This is a genomic window from Kitasatospora sp. NPDC056800, assembly GCF_042789775.1.
Taxonomy (GTDB): domain Bacteria; phylum Actinomycetota; class Actinomycetes; order Streptomycetales; family Streptomycetaceae; genus Kitasatospora.
This window is the reverse complement of record NZ_JBHUAL010000014.1, coordinates 34,034-58,129: the sequence shown is the minus strand read 5'-3', so window position 1 is coordinate 58,129 and position 24,096 is coordinate 34,034. Positions and strand designations below refer to the sequence as shown.

General features: G+C 74.5%; 18 protein-coding genes and 1 tRNA gene. 4 read left to right on the top strand and 15 right to left on the bottom strand.

The features are described 5' to 3' along the window. Positions 1–196: 196 nt before the first annotated feature. Both ACFRQN_RS05240 and ACFRQN_RS05235 read left to right on the top strand, forming a co-directional pair. Entirely contained in the window at positions 197–841 is a 645-nt protein-coding gene (locus tag ACFRQN_RS05240) for a class I SAM-dependent methyltransferase (RefSeq protein WP_049654410.1), read from the top strand. Beyond that, on the top strand, positions 838–1,422 hold the full coding sequence (locus ACFRQN_RS05235) for a TrmH family RNA methyltransferase (protein WP_049654411.1): 585 nt from the start codon (positions 838–840) through the stop codon (positions 1,420–1,422). Before ACFRQN_RS05240 ends, ACFRQN_RS05235 begins: the two co-directional genes overlap by 4 nt. A 123-nt stretch (positions 1,423–1,545) precedes the next feature. Here the strand turns inward: ACFRQN_RS05235 and ACFRQN_RS05230 are convergent, their stop codons facing one another. The 3 genes from ACFRQN_RS05230 to ACFRQN_RS05220 all read right to left on the bottom strand — a co-directional run bounded on the left by ACFRQN_RS05230 (position 1,546) and on the right by ACFRQN_RS05220 (position 4,582). Beyond that, positions 1,546–3,192, bottom strand: coding sequence for a hypothetical protein (locus tag ACFRQN_RS05230; RefSeq protein WP_380738380.1), 1,647 nt, complete (start codon positions 3,190–3,192; stop codon positions 1,546–1,548). A gap of 71 nt (positions 3,193–3,263) precedes the next feature. Further along, on the bottom strand, positions 3,264–4,166 hold the full coding sequence (locus ACFRQN_RS05225; protein WP_380738378.1) for an ABC transporter ATP-binding protein: 903 nt from the start codon (positions 4,164–4,166) through the stop codon (positions 3,264–3,266). A gap of 32 nt (positions 4,167–4,198) precedes the next feature. Continuing rightward, positions 4,199–4,582, bottom strand: coding sequence for a hypothetical protein (locus ACFRQN_RS05220; RefSeq protein WP_380738376.1), 384 nt, complete (start codon positions 4,580–4,582; stop codon positions 4,199–4,201). Between the two features lie 252 nt (positions 4,583–4,834). On the opposite strand from ACFRQN_RS05220, the gene ACFRQN_RS05215 reads away from it, so the two are divergent. Both ACFRQN_RS05215 and ACFRQN_RS05210 read left to right on the top strand, forming a co-directional pair. Continuing rightward, on the top strand, positions 4,835–6,175 hold the full coding sequence (locus tag ACFRQN_RS05215) for a sensor histidine kinase (protein WP_380738411.1): 1,341 nt from the start codon (positions 4,835–4,837) through the stop codon (positions 6,173–6,175). After that, positions 6,127–6,771 carry a LuxR C-terminal-related transcriptional regulator gene (locus ACFRQN_RS05210; protein WP_380738374.1) on the top strand — a complete coding sequence of 215 codons (645 nt, stop codon included), beginning with the start codon at positions 6,127–6,129 and terminating at the stop codon, positions 6,769–6,771. Before ACFRQN_RS05215 ends, ACFRQN_RS05210 begins: the two co-directional genes overlap by 49 nt. A 64-nt stretch (positions 6,772–6,835) precedes the next feature. Here ACFRQN_RS05210 and ACFRQN_RS05205 read toward each other — a convergent pair. From ACFRQN_RS05205 to bldG, 12 genes are all read right to left on the bottom strand, one after another. Next, positions 6,836–6,909, bottom strand: a tRNA-Thr gene (locus tag ACFRQN_RS05205). Positions 6,910–6,990: 81 nt separating this feature from the next. Further along, positions 6,991–7,641 carry a leucine efflux protein LeuE gene (gene leuE, locus ACFRQN_RS05200; protein ID WP_074001771.1) on the bottom strand — a complete coding sequence of 217 codons (651 nt, stop codon included), beginning with the start codon at positions 7,639–7,641 and terminating at the stop codon, positions 6,991–6,993. 108 nt (positions 7,642–7,749) lie between these two features. Further along, on the bottom strand, positions 7,750–9,423 hold the full coding sequence (locus ACFRQN_RS05195; RefSeq protein ID WP_380738372.1) for an alpha/beta hydrolase: 1,674 nt from the start codon (positions 9,421–9,423) through the stop codon (positions 7,750–7,752). Between the two features lie 133 nt (positions 9,424–9,556). Beyond that, positions 9,557–10,768: a hypothetical protein gene (locus ACFRQN_RS05190; protein ID WP_380738370.1), complete on the bottom strand. Its 1,212-nt coding sequence runs from the start codon at positions 10,766–10,768 to the stop codon at positions 9,557–9,559. A gap of 235 nt (positions 10,769–11,003) precedes the next feature. Next, positions 11,004–12,215, bottom strand: coding sequence for a DNA polymerase III subunit delta' (locus ACFRQN_RS05185; RefSeq protein ID WP_380738409.1), 1,212 nt, complete (start codon positions 12,213–12,215; stop codon positions 11,004–11,006). A gap of 281 nt (positions 12,216–12,496) precedes the next feature. Continuing rightward, entirely contained in the window at positions 12,497–16,027 is a 3,531-nt protein-coding gene (gene tmk / locus ACFRQN_RS05180) for a dTMP kinase (RefSeq protein ID WP_380738368.1), read from the bottom strand. 157 nt (positions 16,028–16,184) lie between these two features. Beyond that, positions 16,185–19,064 carry a type I DNA topoisomerase gene (gene topA / locus ACFRQN_RS05175; protein WP_380738366.1) on the bottom strand — a complete coding sequence of 960 codons (2,880 nt, stop codon included), beginning with the start codon at positions 19,062–19,064 and terminating at the stop codon, positions 16,185–16,187. 389 nt (positions 19,065–19,453) lie between these two features. Further along, positions 19,454–19,912: a DUF3592 domain-containing protein gene (locus ACFRQN_RS05170; protein ID WP_380738364.1), complete on the bottom strand. Its 459-nt coding sequence runs from the start codon at positions 19,910–19,912 to the stop codon at positions 19,454–19,456. Positions 19,913–20,133: 221 nt separating this feature from the next. Further along, a complete protein-coding gene (locus tag ACFRQN_RS05165; protein WP_380738362.1) occupies positions 20,134–21,666 on the bottom strand; it encodes a methyltransferase in 1,533 nt (510 codons plus the stop codon). Positions 21,667–21,960: 294 nt separating this feature from the next. After that, on the bottom strand, positions 21,961–22,737 hold the full coding sequence (locus tag ACFRQN_RS05160) for a hypothetical protein (protein WP_380738360.1): 777 nt from the start codon (positions 22,735–22,737) through the stop codon (positions 21,961–21,963). Between the two features lie 386 nt (positions 22,738–23,123). After that, positions 23,124–23,543: an ATP-binding protein gene (locus ACFRQN_RS05155; RefSeq protein WP_049659131.1), complete on the bottom strand. Its 420-nt coding sequence runs from the start codon at positions 23,541–23,543 to the stop codon at positions 23,124–23,126. Positions 23,544–23,703: 160 nt separating this feature from the next. Beyond that, on the bottom strand, positions 23,704–24,045 hold the full coding sequence (gene bldG / locus ACFRQN_RS05150) for an anti-sigma factor antagonist BldG (protein ID WP_049659132.1): 342 nt from the start codon (positions 24,043–24,045) through the stop codon (positions 23,704–23,706). Positions 24,046–24,096: the final 51 nt, after the last annotated feature.

The following is a 24,096-nucleotide window of genomic DNA, read 5'->3' as shown; positions in this document are numbered from 1 at the left end:
CCGCCGTCCGCACCATCGTTCCCGAGCCGCGTCCCGGGCGACGGCGAGTGCACCGGCGGGAGCACCGGCGGGAGCACCCGTCCCGGGCGGCGGCCGGAACGCCGTCCGGGCCACCGGGGGTACGATCGGTGCCGTACAAAGGGCTAACCCACACCCACCCGGTGGCCCCGAGGCCCATACGAACGACGGGGAAATCATGTCCGGCTCGCACTACTTCACCGGTGCACCCGAGGTCGCCAGCGACCGTCGGCCGATCACGGTCTCCCTGCCGGACCTCACCCTGGAACTGACCACCGACACCGGGGTGTTCTCCCGCACCCGGCTCGACCCGTGCACCCGGATCCTGCTGGAGCACGCCCCGCAGCCGCGGGTGCGCGGCCCGATCCTGGACATCGGCTGCGGCTACGGTCCGATCGCGCTGACCTGGGCGAGCCGCCGCAAGCGCCTCCCGGTCTGGGCGGTGGACGTCAACGAGCGCGCCCTGGAGCTGGTCCGGCTGAACGCCGAGGCGCTGGGGCTCGGCAACGTCCAGGCCTCCCTGCCCGACGACGTCCCCGAGGACGTCCGCTTCGCCACCATCTACTCCAACCCTCCGATCCGGATCGGCAAGGCCGCGCTGCGCCGCCTGCTCACGCACTGGCTCGACCGGCTGACCCCGGACGGCTCGGCGTTCCTGGTGGTGCAGAAGCACCTGGGCTCGGACTCGCTCCAGAAGTGGCTGAACGAGCAGGGCTACCCGACCAGTCGGGTCACGTCGGTCAACGGGTGCCGGATTCTGGAAGCGCGGCCCCGCCCCGAGGTGGGCGAGGGCTCCGAGAGTGGACGAGGTACGACGACGTGAAGCAGCTGCGCGGGACCGAACTGAAGCGTCTGCACCGCTCGTGGCGGCGCAGCAACGAGTTCCGGCTCGCGATGATCCTGGAGAACCTCCAGTCGCCGTTCAACGTCGGCTCGGTGGTCCGCACCGGCGCGGCGATGGGCGCCGAGAAGCTGTACCTGGTCGGGGACACCCCGTCGGTGCGCTCCTCCGGCGCGCAGAAGGCCGCGATGGGCACCGACAAGTACCTGAAGGTGGAGCACTTCCCGACCATCGCCGAGGCGGTCGCGGCGGCCAAGGCGGACGGCTTCAAGGTCGTCGGCCTGGAGCTGGCGGACGAGGCGGTGCCGATGTTCGCCGCCGAGCTGACCCCGGCGGTGGCCTTCATGCTCGGGCACGAGGACCGCGGGATCACCCCCGAGGCGCTGGCGCTCTGCGACCAGGTCGTGTTCGTGCCGCAGCTGGGCCGGGTCGGCTCGCTGAACGTCTCGGCGGCCGCGACGGTGGCCTGCTACGAGGCGCGCCGGCAGGGCTACGCGATCAGCGGCACCCCGGACGGCGACCTCTCGGGTGACCTCGCGGGCGACCTCGGCGACGACGAGTAGTAGACGGCGCGCAGGAGACGGCGAGAAGGAGACGACGGGCAGGCGGGCGACACCCCCTGGGTGTGCCCCGAAGCCCGAGGGCAGTCCGGACCGTCCGCCGACGGCCCGGGCGCCCGTCTCCGGTCAGCCTTTGACGTTCCGTCGGGCTGCGCCGACCAGGAACACCACCGCGAGCATGGCCGCGGACAGCGCCCCGACCAGCAGCGGCCCCGGACCGCCCGGGCTGCCGTTCACGCGCACGGCCCCCATGAAGTCGACGGCGGCGACGTTGTTGACGAGGACCCACCAGAGCGGCAGGTAGACCACCTGAAAGAGCCGGTGGCTCCGGCTCACCACCCCGAGCGCCATGGCCAGCGACGGGACGAACAGCGCGCCTCCGAGCCAACTGGCCGTCCCCGCACCGTCGCCCGCCGCCAGCATGCGTATCAGCGGGGCGGCGCCCGTCACCGCGGTGAGCACCAGCCCGGACGCCCATTCGGCGAGCAGCCTGCGCCGGGCCGACGGGTAGGCGCCGAGCAGCACCTCCAGACCGTTCTCGACCTGCTGACTGCCGAGCCGGGACCAGATCAGGACCGGCCACAGCCACGCCAGGGGCAGGAGCAGGCCGGTGACGGCGTCCATCGGCAGCACGAACCCGGCCACCGTCAGCCCTGCGGCGACCAGCCACCACCAGCGGGAGACGCCCTGCACCAGGATCCGGGCCTCCCCCGCCAGCAGCCGCCCGAACGCCCCGGCCCGCCGCGCTTCGGCCTGCGGCAGGGCGGTCCGCTGCGGCTCGGTCCGTAGCCGGGCGCCCGGTACGGTCGCCCAGCGCGCCCCCGCCGTCTCAGTCCCCTCGGCCCCGGACTGCTCCCCGGCCATCACCTCCGCGACGGCCCCGGCCACGGCCCCGGCGGCAGCCGCACCCCCGGACGCACCGCCGGAGGCACGCGCCGGATCGAACCTGCCGAACCACAGGGCCGGCAGCAGCGCCAGGCCGATCGCCAGCAGCACCAGGGCCAGCCGCCCGAGGACGAACCCGGCTGACGGCTCGAACCCGTCCCAGAGGAAGGTGCCCAGCGGCTTGTCGACCTTGGTCAGCCCGAGGCTGAACCCGCCGTCGCCGACCGACTCGTGCCGGGCCTCCAGCGCCGCGCCCATCGACCGCGCGACCTGGTGCACGCCGAGGCCGTCCAGCGGCGCGGAAGCCGACTGCCCGCCGAGCGCGAGCACCATGGCCAGCACGAACCAGACGACGTTCCCGAAGCCGCCCCGCAGCAGCGGCACCGTCTCGAACAGCAGCGCCGCCGCCGCGGTGAGCGCCATCAGGGGCAGCGCGAGCAGCAGGAACGGCACCACCAGGGCTATCGGGTCGACCGCGCGGTCCTCGCCGCGGGCGAGCTGCATCAGCAGCGCGGTGACGGCCAGCACGCCGACCATGGAGGCGAGCACCAGCAGGTTGCTCAGGAACTTGGCCAGGAGGTAGCGGGAGTTGCGCAGCGGGGTGGCGGCGAGGACCTGGCCGACCCCGCTCGCCTCGTCCCGCGCGATGCCGCTGCGCACCACGTAGAAGCCGCCGAAGGTGAGCCAGAGCGCACCGGCCAGGGCCGTGACCGCGCCGACGTAGGCGCTGTTGTAGATGCCCCGGTGGCCGCCCACGTCCATGACCGTCCAGTGGCCGCCGGCGTCCGGTACGGCCAGGTAGCCGAGCCCGACCGCGGCGAGCAGCGTCACCGCGTACACCGGTCGGCGCACCCGGTCCCGGAAGTCGCCGACCGCCAGCCTGGCCAACGCCGACCCGACCCCCGACCCCGACCCCGAGGCCGACCCGACCGCCGGACCCGTCACCGTCCCCGTCGCGCTCATCGCCGCACCGCCCGCTGCTCGGTCCGGGCCGAGCCGCCCGGCCGGTGGATGACGCCCAGGTAGGCGTCCTCCAGATCGGGCACGACCCGGACCGCGTCGGGCCGCGGCGGCTCGGCGGCGAGCAGCCGCACCCGCACGCCGTTCCCGGTCCGCACCATCCGGCTGACCACGTGGCGGGCCTGGACCTCCAGGAGGTCCGCCGGTGCGACCACCGCCTCCCAGACCTGCCCGTCGATCTCCCGGAGCAGCTCGTCGGGCGCGCCCCGGCGCAGTAGCCGGCCGTTCGCGACCACGGCGATGTCGGAGGCCACCGACTCGACGTCGGAGACGATGTGGGTCGAGAGCATCACGACCCGCTCCGCCGCGAGTTCGCTGAGCAGGTTGCGGAAGCGCACCCGCTCCTCCGGGTCCAGGCCGGCGGTCGGCTCGTCGACCACGATCACCCTGGGGTCGGCCAGCAGGGCCTGCGCGATGCCGACCCGGCGGAGCATGCCGCCCGAGTAGGTGCCGAGCGGGCGCCTGACCGCCTCGGTCAGGTTGACCAGCTGGATCAGCTCGTCGATCCGGGCCCGGGCGGAACGGGCTCCGATCCCCTTGGCGGCCGCCAGGTAGGACAGGAACTCCCGCGAGGTCAGGTTCGGGTAGACCCCGAAGTCCTGTGGCAGGTAGCCGAGTTCCCGGCGCAACCGGTCCGGCTCGGCCACCACGTCGGCGCCCTGGTACCGGACCTGCCCGCCCGTGGGCCGGGTGACCGTCGCCACGATGCGCATCAGCGACGACTTCCCGGCGCCGTTCGGCCCCAACAGCCCGACCATTCCCGGCCCGAGGCGCATCGTGACGCCGTCGACGGCCCGCTTGCCGCCCTTGTAGACCTTGGTGACATCAACCAGTTCGAGCATGTTCCCCGTCCCTCCGCCAGGAGTCATCGCCTTCACCCCTTGAGCTCCGTCTCGCGCCCGTCCCGCAGGACCACCACGCCCTTGGGCACCTCGACCCGGTACTTCGTGTCGCAGTTGGCGATCCCCGAGCACCCCGCCCGGAGGTCGAGGACCCCGTCCGTAAGCTCCCAGGAGGCCTTGGCGCTGCCGACCTTGCCGCTGGTCTCGAACCAGCGGGTGACCTTGACGTCCTTCCGGTCGACCGCGACGAGGTCGGCGGGGGCGCCGTGCGACACGACGTTCAGCCTCTGGGCGGCGAACTCGAAGGTCCTGTCCTCGGGCGCGGCGTCCATCGCGTCGGCGCAGCCGGCGAGCGACAGCAGCGCGGCCACCACGAGAACGACCGGCCCGTATCCGGTTCTCGTACGTCGGTCCACGTCGTCCTCCTTGCGGTCGGGGTCGGATGCGCCGCTCCGGGCGCGTTTCCTGGGGCACATGAGCACGCTCGTAAGCCTGGCCGGTCCGCGGGCTTCTGCCATCTGCCGTTCGGCAGATATCCCGTATGACCAAAGGGGGAGTTTCTCCCACCGACAAGGCCTCCCCGCAGTCGTCAGAATGGCCTCACGGGCCGGCGCGACCGGGCCGCACAACGGCACCACCGGGAGGGGATCGCGTCCGTGAACAGCACGATGCACAACGGGGAGGGCCCGGCGCCGAGCGAGGAGGGCACCACACCGAACAGGGCCACGGGCTTCTCGGTGTCCACCGGACTCACCGCCCTCCGACGGTCCCTGACCCTCAGTCGGCTCTCCGCCCTCGCCCTCGTCCACTCCCTCAGCGTCACGTGCGCGATCTCCCTCGTCGGGCCGGGCCTCGGCCTGGTCCCCCGCGCCATGGCCGGGGTGCGCGACCTGGCCGACCGTCAGCGCGCCCTGGCCGCCGAGTGGTCCGACGTCCGGTTCCCCGGACCGCCCGGCCCGCTGCCGCCGGTGCCCGAGTGGGCCTCCGGCATCCTCGCCCGCTACCGCTGGATCACCCGCGACCCGCAGACCCGTCGGGAGTTCTGCTGGGTCTTCGCCGAGCCGTTCGTCGGCAGCCTGCTCGCCTTCCTGCCGGTCGCCGTCCTGCTCAACGGCCTCTGGGGCGTCTTCCTGGCCTTCTTCGGCGTCCAGCTGTCCACCGAGTGGGACGGCCTCTGGTACCAGTTCATCCCGATCGAGGGCACCGCCACCGCCGTCCTCGCCGGCGTCCTCGGACTGCTCCAATTCCCGCTCGCGCTCTGGCTCGCGCCCCGCACGGTCCGCCGGCACGCCCGCCACATCCGCTCGATGCTCGCCCCGGGCGAGCAGGAGCTGCTGGCCGGCCGGATCGCCCACCTGACCGCCACCCGCAGCACCGCCGTCGACACCCGGATGGCCGAGATCCGCCGGATCGAGCGCGACCTGCACGACGGCGCCCAGGCCCGGCTGGTCGCGATGGGCATGACCCTGGACGCCGCCGAACACCTCCTGGAGACCGACCCGAAGGCCGTCCGCGCCCTGCTGGTCGAGGCCCGCCAGTCCTCCGCGAAGGCCCTGGAGGAGCTCCGCGACCTGGTCCGCGGCATCCACCCGCCGGTCCTCGCCGACCGCGGACTCACCGACGCGGTACGGGCGTTGGCCATGGTCTGCCCGGTCCCCACCGAGGTCTCGGCGGACCTCCCCGGCCGCCCCGAGATGCCCGTCGAGTCCGCCGCCTACTTCGCCGTCTCGGAGCTCCTCACCAACGTCGTCAAGCACTCCGACGCCGGCCGCGCCGGAATCGAACTCCGCTACGATCGCGGCGTACTGCGCATCACCGTCTCCGACAACGGGCGGGGCGGCGCGGACGCCCGCCGCGGCACCGGCCTGCGCGGCGTCGAACGGCGGCTCGCCACCTTCGACGGGGTCGTCGCCGTCAGCAGTCCCCCCGACGGTCCGACCACGGTGACCCTGGAGCTTCCGTGCGCATTGTCCTCGCCGAAGACCACTTCCTCCTCCGGGACGGCCTGATCCGCCTCCTCCAGGCCCACGGCCACGAGGTGGCTGCCGCCGTGGACAACGGCCCCGACCTCCTCCGGGCCCTCACCGAGCAGCGGCCGGACGTCTCGATCGTCGACGTCCGGCTGCCGCCGACCTTCACCGACGAGGGCCTGCGCGCCGCCCTCACCGCCCGCCGCACCGCCCCCGACCTCCCCGTCCTGCTCCTCTCCCAGTACGTCGAACCCCTCTACGCCCGCGAACTCCTCGCCACCGGCGGCCACGCCGTCGGCTACCTGCTCAAGGACCGCGTCACCAACGGCACCCAGTTCCTCGACGCCATCCACCGCGTCGCCGCCGGCGGCACCGCCATGGACCCCCAGGTCGTCACCCAACTCCTGGTCCGCAAGGACCGCGACACCGCCCTCGCCACCCTCACCCCCCGCGAACGCGAAGTCCTCGAATCCCTCGCCCAGGGCCGCTCCAACACCGGCATCGCCCAATCCCTCTTCATCACCGAGAAGGCCGTCGCCAAGCACATCACCAACATCTTCACCAAGCTCGGCCTCCACCCCACCGACACCGCCAACCGCCGCATCCTGGCCGTCCTCACCTACCTCGACCAGTAACCCCCGCCCCCCGGGGGCACGCAAAAAGGCCCAGGTCAGAAATCTCTGACCTGGGCCTTCACTGAGCCGCCTGCGGGATTCGAACCCGCGACCTACGCATTACGAGTGCGTTGCTCTGGCCAACTGAGCTAAGGCGGCACCGCTGCCGTGTGTGGCGGCAACGCGGGCCAGTCTACACAGGTTCGCGGGTGATCCGTACTCGGTATCCGGGGGCGGTGGTCAGGCGGAGGAGACGGCGAGTTTGGCGGCGAAGCCGGCGAAGAGGACGGCGACGCCGCTGGTGAGGGTGGCGGAGAGGCGCTTGCGGCGGGTGAAGGCGGTGGCGAGGGTGGTGCCCGCGAAGATGAGGAGGGAGAGGTAGAGGAAGCTGAAGGTCTGGAGGATGCCGCCGAGGAGGGCGAAGGAGAGGGCGGGCTGTCCGTAGGCGGGGTCGACGAACTGGGTGAAGAAGGAGAGCAGGAAGAGGATGGCCTTCGGGTTGAGGAGGCTGATCACCAGGGCCCGGCGGAAGGGGTTCTCGGTGGATTCGGGGGCGGGTTCGGCGGTGGGGTCGGCCGCGGCGCGGCGGTCGCGCCAGAGTTGGCGGGCGGCGCGGAGCATGCCGTAGCCGATCCAGAGCAGGTAGGCGGCGCCGCCGAACTTGACCACGGCGAAGACGGCCGGGTTGGCCTTGAGCAGGGAGGCCGCGCCCAGCGAGGTGAGGCTGATCAGGGTGAGGTCGCCGATGAAGACGCCGGCCGCGGCTCGGTAGCCGGTGCGGATGCCCTTGCGGGCCGCGACGGACAGCACGTACAGGGAGTTGGGGCCGGGCAGCAGGATGATGACGAGGGCGCCGAGGACGTACGTCGCCAGGTCGTTGACTCCGAGCACGATGAGCTCCGGTGCAGGGGAGGGTGGCAGGGGGCGCTCATCGTAACGTCGTACCGGCAGTCGGTTGAAGTGAGAACCACCTGTCGGTCTCCCGGCTCCGGGCGCGCCCTACCGGTCGCAGTGCTTGCCCTGTTCCGGGGCCTCCCCGGTCAGCAGGAAGCGGTTCACCGCTCCGTCCACGCAGGTGCTGTGCCGGCCGTACGCGGTGTGGCCGTCGCCGTCGAAGGTGAGCAGGCGGCCGGACTCCAGCTGGTCGGCCAGCGACCGGGCCCAGGCGTACGGGGTGGCCGGGTCGCGGGTGGTGCCGATGACGACGATCGGGGCGGCGCCGGCCGCGCGGATGGTGTGCGCCGTACCGGTGGCCCGGACCGGCCAGTACGCGCAGGTCAGGGCCATCCAGGCCATGTCGCGCCCGAAGTGCGGCGAGACCCGCTCGAACTCCGGCACGGCCCGCTGGACGTCCTCCGGCCCGCGGAACGGGGCGGGCAGGTCGAGGCAGTTCACCGCGGTGTTGGCGAACATCAGGTTGGGGTACGAGCCGTCCGCCTCGCGCCCGTAGTAGTCGTCGGAGAGCTTCAGCAGACCGGTGCCGTCGCCCGCCTTCGCGTCGGCGAGCGCGGCGCGCAGCTTGGGCCAGAGGAAGTCGGCGTACATGGCCTGGATGACGCCGGTGGTCGCCTGGGACCCGGTGAGCCGGCGGCCGCCCTCGGCGGTGGACAGCGCGGCGGCGCGGACGCCCTCCAGCAGGGCGGTGAGCTGCTCGCCGACCTGCTGCTCGGTGCGGCCGAGCGGGCAGTCCTCGCGCGTGGCGCAGTCCCGGGCGAAGGCGGCCCAGGCGGTCTCGAAGCCGCCCGCCTGGGTGCGGTTGCCGGTGGCGGAGTCGAGCGCCGGGTCCATCGCGCCGTCCAGCACCAGCCGTCCGGCCCGGCTCGGGAACAGCCCGGCGTAGGTGGCGCCGAGGAAGGTGCCGTAGGACTTGCCGACGTAGTTCAGCTTCTCGTCGCCGAGCAGGGCGCGCAGCACGTCCATGTCGCGGGCGCCCTCGACGGTGCCGAGGTGGCCGAGCGCCGCCCCGGCCTGCTTCCGGCAGCCCTCGGCGAACTCCTTGTCGGCCGCGATCAGCGCGTCGATCCCGTGCTGGTCGCCGGGGGTCAGGTCGACGGCGGTGTAGGCGTCCATCCGGTCGCCGCTCAGGCAGCTGACGGGGCTGCTGCGGCCCACCCCGCGCGGGTCGAGGCCGACCAGGTCGTACCGGGCGCGCACCCCGTGGTCGTACGTCCGGGCGGCGGCCTCCAGGTACTCGATCGCCGAGCCGCCGGGCCCGCCCGGGTTGAGCAGCAGGGAGCCGAGCCGCGCGCCCGGGGAAGCGGGCGGGGAGGCGGAAGGGGCGGTTTCCGCCGCCGCGCGGGCGGCCGCCAGGGTGAGGTCGCCGTCCCCCGGGTGGTCGTAGTCCAGCGGCACCCGGAACGTGGTGCACTCGAACCCGCTGTCGCAGGGCTGCCAGGCCAGGTGTTGCGCGTAGTACGGCGCGAGCGCGGCCGGGACGGCGGCGGGCAGCGGCTCCAACGGGGTCGCCCCGGCGGCCCCGGCAGCCCCGGACGCCGCCGCAGTCGCCGGGGCGGAGGGCCTGCCGGAGCCGGCCGGGTCCGACGGGGACGCCCCCGGCGCCTCGGACGGATCGGCGCCGCACCCGCCCGCCAGCAGCCCGGCGACGACCAGCGCCGCGGCCAGCGCCCGCGTCCGTGCCCACGCCCGTACCGGCGCCCGCCCGAAGGCCCTCATCCGCCACCACTCCGCAATCGACCAGCACGTGGAACAACCCGTGGAACAACCAGTGGAGCACCCCGGAGGAAACGCCGCTGCCCGGCACCCCTCCCCCGGGGTACCGGGCAGCGTAGCGCCGCCGGACGGGCGCTCAGGACGGCTTGGCCAGCGCCTCGGCCAGGAACTGCGCCGCCTGCCGGACCAGCCGCAGCCGCTCCCGGTCGGGGGTGAAGTCCTGCACGTTGTCCGAGATCCGCACGTCGGCCTTGGCCGCCGCTCCGGGGCCGGCCTTCAGCGCGGACTGGAGCTTGCGGGCCGCGTCCAGCCCGGCGGAGTCGGCCTTGGCGGCGGCTAGCAGCAGCTTGGCGGAGCTGCCGGCCGGGGCCTCGGCGCCGGTCTGGGTGAGCGCGATGGCGTCGTAGCGGCCGGAGACCGCCGCGGCCGCGCCGTACAGGTCGGGCCGGGACAGTCCGGCGGCGGCCGCGCAGGGCGCGCCGCCGTCGACGCCGAGGGCGCCCCAGGAGGCCGGGCCGGGCGGCAGGGTGCGGAAGGAGGCCGCGATGGTGCCGCGCAGCGTCGCGTCGTCGGCGACGGCGGCCGGGGCGGCGGCGACCAGCTCGCAGGGGTGCGCGGTGCCGTTCGGCGCCTCGGGGGCGACCAGGATGAACGGGCGGGTCCTGCCGGCCTGGAGGGCCGAACCGATGCCCTCGAAGACGTCCGGGACCTCGGCGTCGGCGGTCTTCTGCGGCGCGGCCGCGTGCATCACGACGACCGGGAAATGGGTGTTCGGCTCCTTGGCGTACTGCGGCGGGAGCCAGACCCGGACGTTGCGGGGGTGGCCGTCGGGGCCGAGCACGGCGGACTGGAGCAGCTCGCCGCCGCCGGGGTGGCCGACGCTGTCGAAGCGGCTGGCCACGGCGGGAGCCGCAGCGGGTCCGGCGGCTCCGACGGCGGCGGGGGCGACCGGGGCGGCGCCGGCAGCAGCGGCCGACTCGGCGGCCACCGGCGGCGCCGCCTGCTGCGGCCGGGCCGCCGTCCCCGCACCGCTCCCGCCGCCCGCCCCCGCACCCGACCCCGCACCCGCGCTCCCCGCGTCCACCACCGGCTCCGCCCGGTCCGGCGCCTGGACGTCCCGGCCGAGGCCGCCGAAGGCGCCGAGCGTGGTGAGCACCGTCAGGGCGGTGACGCACACCCCGCAGACCATCGCCCCGGCCGCCCGCACCAGCATCGGCAGGCGGTCGCCGGCCAGCTCGTAGGTCTCGGCGGCGCGCAGGTCGCGCCAGCGCTGTTGGGCACCCCGGGCCAGCCAGATCCCGCCGAGGGCGGCGGCCAGCAGGGGAATGACGAGGAGCGAACGAACCACGGGACGCACCACCTCTGGAGGGGGCCGCGCCGAACCGGAACCGGCGCGTGCGGGAGGCGACCGCCCCGGCAGCGGGCGCAGTCGGCCCCCAGCGTGCACAACGGGCGGACCGTCACACGACGGTGTGCCCGGCGAGTGTCGCTCGTTCACTCGAAGGTGGGACGGCGTATCGCCCCGGGAGGCGTACGGGTACCGCCCGCCGGAGCAATCCAGGAAGAACGGCCCCGCCCGGCCCTCAGCCCGCGCGCAGCGCCACCGTCATCGCCTCGACCGCGAGCAGCGGGTCCACGTTGCGGTCCAGCGCCTGGCGGCAGGCCAGCACCGCCTCGATCCGGCGCAGCGTGCCCTCCGCGGGCCCGGCCTGGGCCACCCGGTTCAGCGCCTGCCGCTGGTCCTCGTTGGCGAGCGCGCCGGTGGAGCCGAGCTGGATGGCGAGCACGTCCCGGTAGAAGCCGAGCAGGTCGAGCAGGGCGACGCCCAGGGTCTCCCGGCGGGTGCGGGTGGCCCGGCTCTTCTGCCGCTTCTCCAGCTCCTTGACCGCGCCGGCCATGCCGCGCGGCGCCTTGCTGCCCTCGGAGGCGCCGTAGGCGGCCTTGAGGTCGTCGGTCTCCTTGGCGTCCTGGGTCTCGGCGAGCGCCTCGGCATCGGCCTTGGCGGTGTCGACCAGGCGCTGGGCGGCGGTCAGGCAGCCGCCGATGTCGCCGACCTCCAGCGGGATGCGCAGCACCTCCGTCCGGCGCGTCCGGGCCTGCTCGTCGATGGCGAGGCGGCGCGAACGCTCGATGTCGCCCTGACCGGCGAGCGCGGCGAGCCGGGCCGTCTCCGGGTCGACGCCGTCGCGGCGGACCAGGGTGTCGGCGACCGCCTCGGCCGCGGGGGTGCGCAGCACCAGCAGGCGGCAGCGCGAACGGATGGTCGGCAGCACGTCCTGGACGGAGGGGGCGCAGAGCAGCCAGACGGTGCGCGGGGAGGGCTCCTCCACGCCCTTGAGCAGCGCGTTCGCGGCGGCCTCGGTGAGGCGGTGGGCGGCGTCCACCAGGATCACCGACCAGCGGCCGCCGGTCGGGTAGCTGGAGGCGCGCATGACCAGGTCGCGCATGTCGCCGACGCCGATGGAGAGGCCGTCGGTCCGGACGTACTTGACGTCGGCGTGGCTGCCGGCCAGCACGGTGTGGCAGCCGTCGCAGAACCCGCAGCCGGGCGTGCCGCCGAGCGCGAGGTCCGGACTGGTGCACTGGAGGGCGGCGGCGAAGGCGCGCGCGGCGGTGACCTGCCCGGCGCCGGGCGGGCCGGTGAACAGCCAGGCGTGCGTCATCAGGGAGGCGTTCACGCCCTCGACCGGGGCGGCCCCGCGACCGGCCTCGATCGTCGCCCCGGCCGCCCGGGCTGCGGCGGTCAGCTGCTCGACCACCCGCTCCTGGCCCACCAGGTCGTCCCAGACGGCCACTGCTGCTCCCAAGCTCCGTACGGCAGCGCCGGTGGCGCCTCTTCCCCGCCGTCGAGCATACGTCTCCGCTCCGACACCCACTGCTCCGTCCGGGGGACGGCGGAGGACACGGCGGACGAGAAGGAGGACGGGAAGGAGGACGGGAAGGCCGGTCCCGCGGCGACGGACCGACACCCGACGGACCGACACCCGACGGACCGCGGCCCCACCGGCGGCTGCCCGACGGAACGCGGCGGCGCCGCCGGGGACCCGCCCCGACGGCGCCGCGCACGCGTGTCCGGTCAGCCCCGGCGGCCCCAGCGACGGCCCTTGCCCTTGCCGTCACCCTCGCCCTGGGCGTTCCCACGGCCCTCGGGCCGCTCCGCACCGCCCTGGGCGCCGCTCTGCGGGCCGCCGTACGAACCGCCCTGGCTCGGGCCGCCGTGCTCCCAGCGCGCCCACTCATCGTGCGAGCCGAGCAGGGTGTCGGTGAGGCTCGGCAGGTCGTCCATCGGCGTCTCCTCGGCCCACTCCGGCCGCGGCCGCTCGGCGGCCGGCTGCGACGGCGACGGCGACTGCGGCCCGGAAGCCGGCTCCGCGCCGATCACCGGCAGCTCACGGGTGCTGTCGACCGGCTCCGCGCGCATCGGCGCCTGCGCCGCCCGGCCCTCGGCCCGCCCTTCGCCGCGGCCGTCCGTACGGCCCTCAACGCGCCCGGGCTCGATCCGCGGCAGCACCGCGGTCCGGTCGGCCTCCGCCGGGACCTTCGGCAGCACGGCCGTCTCGTCCACCGCCGAGGCCGGTACCACCGGCAGCCTGGTGGTCTCGTCGACCGCACCGGCGGCCCGACGCGCCTCGGCAGCCTTGCGCGCCTCGGCGGCTTCGGCCGCCCGGACGGCGGCCTGCCGGTCCCGCGGCGACAGCTCGCGCGTCGCCTCGTCCCCGAGCCCGCCCGACGAGGCCTGAGCCGCGTCCCGCGGAGCGTCCTTCGGGATGTCCCGGACCGCCCGCAGCTCCGTGGTCGCCTCCCCCGACGCCGAACCCGAGCCCGAACCCGCCGCCGAACCCGAACCCGCCGACCCAGAACCCGACCCAGAACCCGACCCCGGCCGCCCCTCGGCCCGGCCCTCCGCCGACTCCGCCGCGGCGGCCGCAGCCGCGAGCGCGGCGGCCTGCGCCAGCCGCGCCTCCTCGGCCCGCTGGAGCGCCTCCTCCGCCCGACGCCGCTGCTCCTCGCGGGCGAGCTCGCGCTGCCGCTGGAGCTCGGCCTGGGCGGCCGCCTCGTCGGCGATCCGCTTGCGCTCGACGGCCTCCGCGGCCAGCCGGGCCTCCTCGGCCGCGCGGAGCTTGGCCTCCTCCGCGGCGCGGCGCTCGGCCTCCTCCGCGGCCCGTCGGCGCGCCTCCTCCTCGGCCTTGCGCCGGGCCTCGGCGGCGGCCCGCTCCGCCTCCTCCTTGGCCAGCCGCTCCTTCTCCGCCTGCTCGGCCCGCAGCTGCGCCAGCACCTCCTGCCGCTTGCGCTCGGCGGCCTCCTCCTCGGCCTTCTTGCGGGCCTCCTCGGCGGCGCGGCGCTCGGCCTCCTCCTTGGCCAGCCGCTCCTGCTCGGCGCGGGCGGCCTTCTCCTGCTCGGAGAGCGGCAGCTCGCGGTCGAGCCGGTGCCGGATGGCGGTGGTGACGAAGTCGGGGGCCTGGCTGCCGTCCACGACCAGGTAGCGCGCCGGGTCGGCGGCGGCGAGGGAGAGGAAGCCGGCCCGGACCCGCTGGTGGAACTCGGTGGGCTCGGACTCCAGCCGGTCCAGCGCCTCGGTGAAGCGCTCGCGGGCCCTGGTCGGGTCGACGTCTAGGACGACGGTCAGGTCGGGCAGCAGCCCGCCGGTGGCCCAGCGGGAGATCCGGGAGACCTCGGTCGCGGCCAGGTCGCGCCCGGCGCCCTGGTAGGCGATGGAGGAGTCCATGTACCGGTCGGTGATGACCACGGCGCCGCGGGCGAGGGCCGGCCGGATGACGTTCTCGACGTGCTCGGCGCGGTCGGCGGCGTAGATCAGCGCCTCGGCGCGGTGCGACAGGCCGGTGTTGCCGACGTCCAGGACGAGGCCGCGCAGCCGCTGGCCGACCGGGCTGCCGCCGGGCTCGCGGGTGAGCACGACCTCGTGCCCCTTGCCGCGGATCCACTCGGCGAGCGCCTGGGCCTGGGTGGACTTGCCCGCGCCGTCGCCGCCCTCCAGGGCGATGAAGAAGCCGGTGCCCGCACCCTGGTGCGGCACCGGGCCGCCCGCGCCGCGCACCGAGTCCACCAGGTCCCGGACGAACGGCGCGGTGCCGCGCCGGTCGTCGGTGCGCAGCAGCACGACCGCGGCGAGCACCAGGGTGAGCAGCCCGGAGGTGGCGACGGCCAGGGCCGCGCCGCCGTGGATGAACGTGAAGGAGCCGGGCTCGACGGTGCCGTACTCGACGTCCCCGTAGGCGGCGGCGATCAGCGGGACGACGACCAGTGCGGCGGCGACCACGGCCCGGAGCACCGCGAACAAGTGCTCGGTGACCTTCGGCAGCCGGGCCTCCTCGACCTCCTGGGCGAGCAGGGTGCGCCCGGCCGAGACCACGATCCCGGCGGCCAGGCCGGCCAGCACGGTGAGCAGCAGGACCAGCACGAAGTCGAGCACCAGGCCGGCCAGGATCAGCGCGACGCCCTGGGTGAGCAGCGCCAGCGCGAGCAGTCGGCGGCGGGACAGCGAGGGCAGCGTGGCCCGGGTGAGCCGGGTGCCCAGCGCGGGCGTCCCGGCGGCGGCGAGCACCAGCAGGCCGTAGCCGATCGGCCCGGCGCGGTGCTCGGCGGCGGTCAGCAGCGCGAGCGCGGCGACGCCCGCCATCGAGGCGTAGCCGGCCGCGACGGCGAAGGTGAAGTACGGGGCGCTGCCGGTGCGGCCCTTGCCGAGCGCGGGGCCGGGGGTCGCGTCGGTCGGGGCGCGCAGGCCCTGGAACGGGGAGACCGGGGCGACGGTCACCGGGCCGCCGGGCAGCTGCTGGAGGTAGCCGCGGACCGCCGAGGTGGCGAACAGGCCGGCCGCGCCGAGCGCCGCGAAGGTGAGCTGGTGGGCGCGGAGCCAGTCGGAGCCGACGGCCGCGCCGATGTTGTTGAGCAGGGTGAGGGCGACCAGGCCGACGGCGCCGAGCGGCACGGTCACCCAGCCGGTGAAGCGGTCGATGCTCCGGACGCTGTCCAGGTTGGCCGCGGCCGGACGCTGCTCGGCGGCCGGCAGGTGCGGGTTGGCCGGCGGCAGCAGGCCCGGGACGGCGGCGGACTTGGCGATCCCCCAGACCCGCTCGGCGGCACCGGTCACGAACGCGGTGGCGAGCAGGACGTAGACGGCGGCCCCGGAGGGCTTGGCGGCGGAGCCCAGCCAGACGCTCCACCAGGGCGCGAGGCCGATCAGCAGGGCGCGCAGCACGTCGGCGCCGAACAGCGTCCAGCGCCGGTCCAGCCGGCCGGTGACCAGCCGGTGCACCGGGCCGAGCAGCGCGACGCCGACCAGCCCGGTGGCCAGCACCCGGACGGCGAGGACCGCGGCGAGGGCGAAGGCGAGGCTGCGCGGCAGGCTGCCGAACTGTCCGCCCTGGGCGGCGGCGATCACGGTGAGCGCGAGCAGCACCAGCAGACCGAGCCGGTCGGCGGTGCCGCCGATCAGCTGGGTGGTCCACAGGCGCCGGTAGGCGCGTGTCCGCAGCAGGGCCCTGGCCCGGTCCGCCGGGCTCCCGGCGGGCGCGACCTCGGGCAGGTCGAACGCCCGGGCTCTGGCGGCCGGGACGGCGCTGGGGGTGGGCTGCTCCTCGCTCGTCATACGGTCAGCGTAGCGGGCGGGGCCTGGCCGGAACGCTGCGAACGGGCTTCCGGATCGCGCTCATCACCGGGTTGTGACGTAGCCCGCACGGACCCGACGGACCTCGGGCCCGCACCCCCGGGATCGGGGGCACGGGCCCGGCTGCCGTGACCTGGGATCAGCCCTCGTCGGTGGCGGTGGCCTGGCCGGCCGCCGTCTTGCTCGCGGTGGTCTTCTTGGCCGCCGTCTTCTTCGCCGCCGCCTTGGTGGTGGTGGTCTTCTTCGCCGCGGTCTTCTTCGCCGCGGTCTTGGTCGCCGCGGTCTTGGCGGTGGTCGTCTTCTTGGCCGCGGCCTTCTTCGCCGGGGCCTTCTTCGCCGCCTTCTTCACCGGTCCGCGCGCCCGCTTCTCGGCGAGCAGCTCGTACCCGCGCTCCGGCGTGATGGTCTCGACCTCGTCGTCCTTGCGGAGCGTGGCGTTGGTCTCGCCGTCGGTCACGTACGGGCCGAAGCGGCCGTCCTTGACCACCACCGGGCGCTCGCTGACCGGGTCGTTGCCCAGCTCCTTGAGCGGCGGGGCGGCGGCGGCCCGGCCGCGCTGCTTGGGCTGGGCGTAGATCGCCAGCGCCTCGTCGAGGGTGATCGTGAAGAGCTGGTCCTCGTCGGTGAGCGAGCGGGAGTCGGTGCCGCGCTTGAGGTACGGGCCGTAGCGGCCGTTCTGCGCGGTGATCTCCGCGCCCTCGGCGTCGGTGCCGACCACCCGCGGCAGCGAGAGCAGCCGCAGCGCGTCCTCCAGCGTGACGGTGTCCAGCGACATCGTCTTGAACAGCGAGGCGGTGCGCGGCTTGACCGCGTTCTTGCCGGTCTTCGGCGTGCCCTCGGGCAGGATCTCGGTCACGTACGGGCCGTAGCGGCCATCCTTGGCGACCAGCATGTTGCCGCTGACCGGGTCCGCGCCGAGCTCGAAGTCGCCGCTGGGCTTGGCCAGCAGCTCCTCGGCCAGCTCGACGGTGAGCTCGTCCGGCGGCAGCTCGTCCGGGATGTCGGCACGCTGGCCGGGCTCGCCCTCGACCGTCGAGGCGCGCTCGACGTACGGGCCGTAGCGGCCGACCCGCAGGGTGATGTCGTCGCTGACCCGGAACGAGCTGATCTCCCGGGCGTCGATCGCGCCGAGGTCGGTGACCAGTTCCTTCAGGCCGCCCAGGTGGTCGCCGTCACCGTTGCCGGCCTCGGCGGCGCCGCCCGCGGCGCTGCCCTCGCCCTCGCCGAAGTAGAAGCGCTTCAGCCACGGCACGGACTTCGCCTCACCGGCGGCGATCCGGTCGAGGTCGTCCTCCATCTTGGCGGTGAAGTCGTAGTCGACCAGCCGGCCGAAGTGCTTCTCCAGCAGGTTGACCACGGCGAAGGAGAGGAACGACGGGACGAGCGCCGTCCCCTTCTTGAAGACGTAGCGGCGCTGGATGATCGTGTCGATGATCGACGCGTAGGTGGAGGGGCGGCCGATCTCCCGGTCTTCCAGCTCCTTGACCAGCGAGGCCTCGGTGTAGCGGGCCGGCGGCTTGGTGGCGTGGCCCTCCGGGGTGATCCGGTCGGCGGCCAGCGGGTCGCCCTGGGCGACCTGCGGCAGCCGGCGCTCGCGGTCGTCGAGCTCGGCGTTCGGGTCGTCGGCGCCCTCGACGTAGGCCTTGAGGAAGCCGTGGAAGGTGATGATCTTGCCGGAGGCGGAGAACTCGACGTCCCGGCCGTCGGCGGAGGTGCCGCCGACCCGGACGGTGACGGACTGGCCGACCGCGTCCTTCATCTGGGACGCGACGGTGCGCATCCAGATCAGCTCGTAGAGCCTGAAGTCGTCACCGGTCAGACCGGTCTCGGCGGGGGTGCGGAAGCGGTCGCCGGACGGGCGGACGGCCTCGTGCGCCTCCTGCGCGTTCTTGACCTTGCTGGCGTAGGTGCGCGGCGCGTCCGGCAGGTAGTCGGCCCCGTACAGCTGGGTGACCTGCGCCCGGGCGGCCGAGACCGCGGTGTCCGACAGCGTGGTGGAGTCGGTACGCATATAGGTGATGAAGCCGTTCTCGTACAGCTTCTGGGCCACCTGCATGGTCCGCTTCGCGCCGAAGCCCAGCTTGCGGCTGGCCTCCTGCTGGAGCGTGGTGGTGCGGAACGGCGCGTACGGCGAGCGGCGGTAGGGCTTGGACTCGACGCTGCGGACGGCGAACGCCGTCTGCTCCAGGGCGGCGGCCAGCTGACGGACCGCCTGCTCGTCCAGGTGCAGGGTGTTCGCGCTGGCGGCCTTCAGCCGGCCGTCCTGGCCGAAGTCGCGGCCGCTGGCGATCCGCTTGCCGTCGACGGCGGCCAGCCGGGCGCCGAAGGTCTCCGGGTTGGCGGCGTCGGCCGGGGTGCGGCCGGTGCCGAAGGTTCCGACCAGGTCCCAGTACGAGGCGGTGTGGAAGGCCATCCGCTCGCGCTCGCGCTCGACCACCAGGCGGGTCGCGACGGACTGCACGCGGCCCGCCGACAGCTTCGGCATGACCTTCTTCCACAGCACCGGCGAGACCTCGAAGCCGTACAGGCGGTCGAGGATGCGGCGGGTCTCCTGGGCGTCGACCAGGCGCTGGTTGAGCTCGCGCGGGTTGGCCACGGCCTCCTGGATCGCCGACTTGGTGATCTCGTGGAACACCATGCGGTGCACCGGCACCTTGGGCTTGAGCACCTGCTGGAGGTGCCACGCGATGGCCTCGCCCTCGCGGTCCTCATCGGTGGCGAGGAAGAGCTCGTCGGACTCCGCGAGCAGCGACTTCAACTTGCTGACCTGGGACTTCTTGTCCGCGTTGACCACGTAGATGGGCGCGAAGTCGTGATCGACGTCCACCCCGAGGCGGCGCACCTCGCCGGTGTACTTGTCCGGCACCTCGGCCGCGGTGCTGGGGAGGTCGCGGATGTGCCCGACGCTCGCCTCGACGATGTAGCCGGGGCCAAGGTAGCCCTTGATCGTCTTCGCCTTGGCCGGCGACTCGACAATGACGAGTCGCTGTCCGTGCGCGGTCTCGCTGCTCGGGGACACCTTCGCTCTTCTCTCCCGGTCCTTATGTGGCTGGTCGGCGCCGGCCGCACGGGCTGCGCTCCGCCCGACCCCTCCACCGTCCCGGGGCTGCCGCGGCACGACACCCCCACCAGCGGAGTGTGACCGTACCCCGGCCACCCTTGTCAAACGGACGGATCCCGCTTTTTCACTTGCCGGCCTCACCGACGCCACTCGAACGGTAACCCGATGACGGAGGTTCGCGCCCCGTGGAGGGGGGCCTTCGGCAGGTTCCGGAGGATGGAATGACGGATTTCAAGATCTGTCAACGGAAAATCGACAGGTGGGCGCGGGATGGCGTGAATCCGCCCTGGGCGCCCGCCCCCGGATCTGCTGCCGGCCCCTCCCGGATCCCTCGCGGAGTGCGGGGCTCAGCCGCCGACCGCGACCAGGAGCCCGGCGCCCGCCGCCAGGCACCCCACGCCCAGGACGCTCCACAGCAGGTCGACGACGGCCGCCCGGCCGGCCTCCCCGGGCGCCAGCACCACCCGGCTCGGGCGCTGCGGGTCGTAACAGATCCGCACCGAGGCACCTGGCGCGAAACGGTCCGGACGGCGCAGCGGGGTGTGCCCGCGCGGGCGGGCGATCACGAGCCCCGCGATCCCGCACGCGCCGGAGCCGCCCACCGAGGGCGGCACCGAGAAGGACAGCAGCGGCGCGCTGTCCAGCTGGCCGTGCACGTCGTCCTCGGCCACCACGGTGGCCACCGCCGACGCCCCCCGGCGGCGCACCCGCAGGCGCAGGCCCACTTCGGCGGCGCACCAGAGCAGCAGCACGCCACCGAAGAGGGCGAGCACCGACCCGCCCACCATCGCCGTCGTCGTGTCCACCTCTGGCCCCCGGCTCCCCAGCTCTGTCCACAGCCTGTGGACAGAGCTTCACAGCGGAGGACCAACGGGAGACAGCCGCCCGGCGGCGGTCGGACGAACCAGGGGGTACGGACCGGTGAACCGGCCGCGTCGCGGCGGAACCGGTCCCGACGGGGCGGGCCCGGGCAGGGCGGGCCTCGGCGGCTCCGGTCTCAGCGGACCGATTCTCAGCGGACCAGGTCTCAGCGGACCGGGTCGATGAACCCCTGCTCGGTCAGCAGGCGCAGCGACTCCGGCACCCGGTCCCGCAGGACCACCCGGTCCTCGCCGAGCAGCCGCGCGATGGCGTCCACGATCTCGCCCGCCGACAGCGTCCCGTCGCAGACCCCGACGAAGCCGGCGCCCACGGTGTCCACCTTGGTGGCCCGCCGCATGCCGCGGTTGTGACGCAGGATCACATGCTCCGGGTCCTCCGCACCGGGCGCCCCGACCTGCTCCTGGACCACCTCGTCGGCCAGCACGTAACGGGCCGCGAGCAGGCCCGCGTCGTCGTGCGAGCGGAGGAAGTCCTGCCGGTCGAACCAGGCCTCGATGTGCGGGCCGAGCGGCTGCTCCACCGGGTGCGGCCACTCCTCCACCCGGACGGTCGGACGCTCGGCGCCGCCCGCCCGCAGGGTGATCCAGCCCATGCCGATGCCCTCGACCCGGCCCGCCTCGAAGGCGTCCAGCCACTCGCCGTACCGGGCCTGGTAGTCACCGCCGGGGCCGCGGTGGTCGCCGCCGTCGCGCAGCCACAACTCGGCGTACTGGGCCACGTCCTGGACCTCGCGCTGGACGACCCAGGCGTCCAGCCCGGTGCCCGCGACCCAGCCGGCCAGCCGCTCGTGCCAGTCCTCGCCCTTGACGTGCTGCCAGTTGGCGAGCAGCTGGCAGTAGCCGCCGGGCTCCAGGTGGTCGGCGGCGGAGCGGACCAGGCCGCGGCACAGGTCGTCGCCGGCCATGCCGCCGTCGCGGTAGGTGAACCGGCCGCCCGGCGAGATCACGAACGGCGGGTTGGAGACGATCAGGTCGAACTTCCGCTCCCCGACCGGCTCGAAGAGGCTTCCGGCGGACACCTCGGTGCTGTCGAAACCGGACAGCGCCAGGGTCAGCTCGGTGAAGCGCAGCGCGCGCGGGTTGAGGTCGGTGGCGGTCACGGTCCCGGCGTGCCGGGCCGCGTGCAGCGCCTGCACGCCGGAACCCGAACCGAGGTCCAGCGCGGCCCGGACGGGGCGGCGCACGGTGATGTTGGCCAGCGTGGTGGAGGCGCCTCCGACGCCCAGCACCAGGTCCTTTCGGGCCACCCCGTGCGCGGTCTCACCGGAGCCGATGCCGCCCGCGCCGCCCACCGCGCAGCCCAGGTCGGAGACCACCCAGGCGTCCGAACTGGGCATCCCGGCCACCTCGTTGGCGTACGGCCGGACGTCGACGGTGGCGCGCACCAGATCGCCGTCGGGGCGCAGCCAGCCGTCCGCCAGGCAGTCCTCCACCGGCAGTGCGGCGGCGGCCGCCCGGTACGGGACCGGCTGCTGCAGCAGGAACAGCCGCACCAGCGTCTCCAGCGGGCTGCCACCGCGGGTCGCCCGCAGCGCCGGGACCGCCTCGCTGCGGGCCAACGCCGAATATCCGGTGGGCCCGAGCAGGTCCAGGCAGCCATCGGCGGTGAACGAGGCGGCGAGCAGCGCCTCGCGGAACTTGGCGAGGCGGGTCGGGTCGAGAACGGGGCTACTGATCACCCCGCCATTGTCCCCCGCCACCCACCCGGTGGCCGCCGCTGCGCCCCGCGGCCGGCGGACGGAAGCCCGCACCACCTCGCGCGCCCCCTGGAAGCCACCACGCGCCGCCCTGCCGGGGGCACCGAGTCGTTCAGCGGCGGGCCTGTGGCAGGGGCCGCCGGATCACGGGACGGCGACTCACGGGACGGCGACTCGCGGGACGGCGACTCCGGGGGCGGCGGCTCGCCGTCCCCGTCACCGGGCCCGTCCCCGGTACCGGGGACGGGCGCGTCGGACCGTCCGGTCCGCCCGGGCTCAGCTCGCGCTGGGGGCCGGGTTCGCCGGGGTGGTGGGCGGGGCGGCCGGAGCGGTGCTCGCACCGGCCGCGGCCGGGCTCGTGCCGTCGGTCGCGACGGGCGCCGGGGTGGTGGCCGGGGCGCTCGGGGTGTCGGTGGCGCCCGGCGCCGGAGTCGTGCCGCCCGGGGCCGGGGTGCCGCTCGCGCCGGCCCCCGCACCGCCGGTGGCGCCGCCGCTCGGGGCGGTGGTCGGGGACGGCTTGCAGCCCTCCTGCTTGGCCATCGCCGCGCCGAGCTCACCGCGCTGGAGCTTGCTCTGCGCCTGGGTGGAGAGCGAGGCCAGCTGCTGCACCTGGTCGGCCACGCTGCGCAGCCCGTCGGCGAACTTGGCCTGGTCGTTGTTGGGCAGCGCGTCCACCTTCTTCTGGACCTCCACGTACCCGTCGGCCGCCTTCTTCAGCTCCTCGACGGTGTCCTTCTGGAGGGCCGCGCCGTCCTGCACCTTGGGTGCCCCGGCCGCGTCGATGGCGGCGGCTATGTCCTGGTTGGTCTTGGCCAGCCGCCCGATGTCCGTGGAGAGCCGCTTCTGGAGGTCGGCAGGGGCCTCGCCGGTCTTCACCTGTCCGGTGTCGGCCAGCGCGGTCTGCGCCTGGGCGATCGGGTCCTTGGCAGCGCCGCAGACGTTCGACGCCCAGGACTCCAGCTGCTTGCTGTTGTTGTCGTCGCCGCCGCAGCCGACGGCGCCGAACGCGAGCAGCACGCCGAGGGCGGGTACGGCCAGCAGTCGCTTGTTCACCGGGAGAAGCCTTTCGGTTCGGTCGTCATCGGTCGTCGAACCTACACGGCCGATGTCCGTCCCCCGATTCGTCCGTCCCCCGATTCCCGGCTCCCCCGCCCTCCAGGGGCCGCCCTCTCGACGCCCCGGCCCGGGTCAGGCCCGCTCGCACTCGTCCCGGCCCTGGCGTTTCGGCGGTGGGGTGCTTCGGCGGTGGGGTGGTCTGCGCGAGCGGCCAGGGCGGCCGCACGGCGCGGATCCGCGTGGACGTCCTCGTCCGCGACGCGGCGAACCGCCGGGATCAGCGGTGTGTCACCGCATGCCCGGGAACAGGACCCCGGCCGCTCTCGGGCGCGAGGAAGCGCCCGCGAGGCGGCGGGGACGCGAGAAGACGTCGAGGCAGCGCCTCAGACCGCGATGGAGGCGACCGAAACCGGCCAGCTCATCCGGATCAGGCCACCGGCCGCGCCGTTGGTGACCTCCAGGTCCTCGACCAGGCCGGTGATCACGGCGAGGCCCAGGGTGTCCTCGTCCGGCTCGCCGCCCTCGGCGTCGCCGGAGGCCGGGACGGCGGCGGGGCCGGCCTCGTCCTCGACCTCGATGAGGAAACGCTTCTCCTGATCGGTCAGCGCGACCCGGACCGCGCCGCCGATGCCGCCGCGCTGGTGCAGTCCGACCGCGCGGGAGCACGCCTCGCCGACCGCGAGCCGTACCTCGTCGAGCACCGACTCGTCGACCCCGGCCCGTCTGGCGACGGCCGCGGCGACCAGCCTGGCCGTCCGCACGTGCTCGGGAAGCGCGCTGAATCGAAGTTCGACGGTTGCCATCTCTCCCCCTCGGGGTGCTCCGACCGGGGCCGGAGACCCGGCCCCTGCGGGCCGGCGGAACCGGCCCAGGGGCGCCCGGGGGACGCACCGGGCCACACGGACCCGGGCACCCGGACGCGAAGAACGAGCGGGGCCGGCCGCACGGGCCGGCCCGGCCGCGTCAGTCGGTCGCGTTGACCGCGTCGTCCACCGAGGTGTGGATCGGGAAGACCTTGGTCAGGCCGGTGATGCGGAAGATCTTCAGGATGCGCTCCTGGTTGCAGACGAGGCGCAGCGAGCCCTCGTGGGCACGCACTCGCTTCAGACCGCCCACCAGCACACCGAGGCCGGTCGAGTCGAGGAAGTCAACGCCTTCCATGTCGACGACGAGGTGGTACTTGCCGTCGTTGACGAGCTCGACCAGCTGCTCCCGCAGCTTCGGGGCGGTGTACACATCGATCTCGCCGCCAACCTCGACGACCGTACGATCGCCGACTGAACGGGTCGACAGGGACAGGTCCACGGAACCTCCAGCACCTTGCCTTGCTACGTCATGTGCGATCCTCGGCCGGAC

Bases quoted from the DNA above. Each gene is read 5' to 3' on its own strand.
- ACFRQN_RS05240 (WP_049654410.1), top strand. From the start codon at position 197: ATGTCCGGCTCGCACTACTTCACCGGTGCACCCGAGGTCGCCAGCGAC.
- ACFRQN_RS05225 (WP_380738378.1), bottom strand. From the start codon at position 4,166: ATGCTCGAACTGGTTGATGTCACCAAGGTCTACAAGGGCGGCAAGCGG.
- ACFRQN_RS05215 (WP_380738411.1), top strand. From the start codon at position 4,835: ATGCACAACGGGGAGGGCCCGGCGCCGAGCGAGGAGGGCACCACACCG.
- ACFRQN_RS05195 (WP_380738372.1), bottom strand. From the start codon at position 9,423: ATGAGGGCCTTCGGGCGGGCGCCGGTACGGGCGTGGGCACGGACGCGG.
- tmk (WP_380738368.1), bottom strand. From the start codon at position 16,027: ATGACGAGCGAGGAGCAGCCCACCCCCAGCGCCGTCCCGGCCGCCAGA.
- ACFRQN_RS05155 (WP_049659131.1), bottom strand. From the start codon at position 23,543: ATGGCAACCGTCGAACTTCGATTCAGCGCGCTTCCCGAGCACGTGCGG.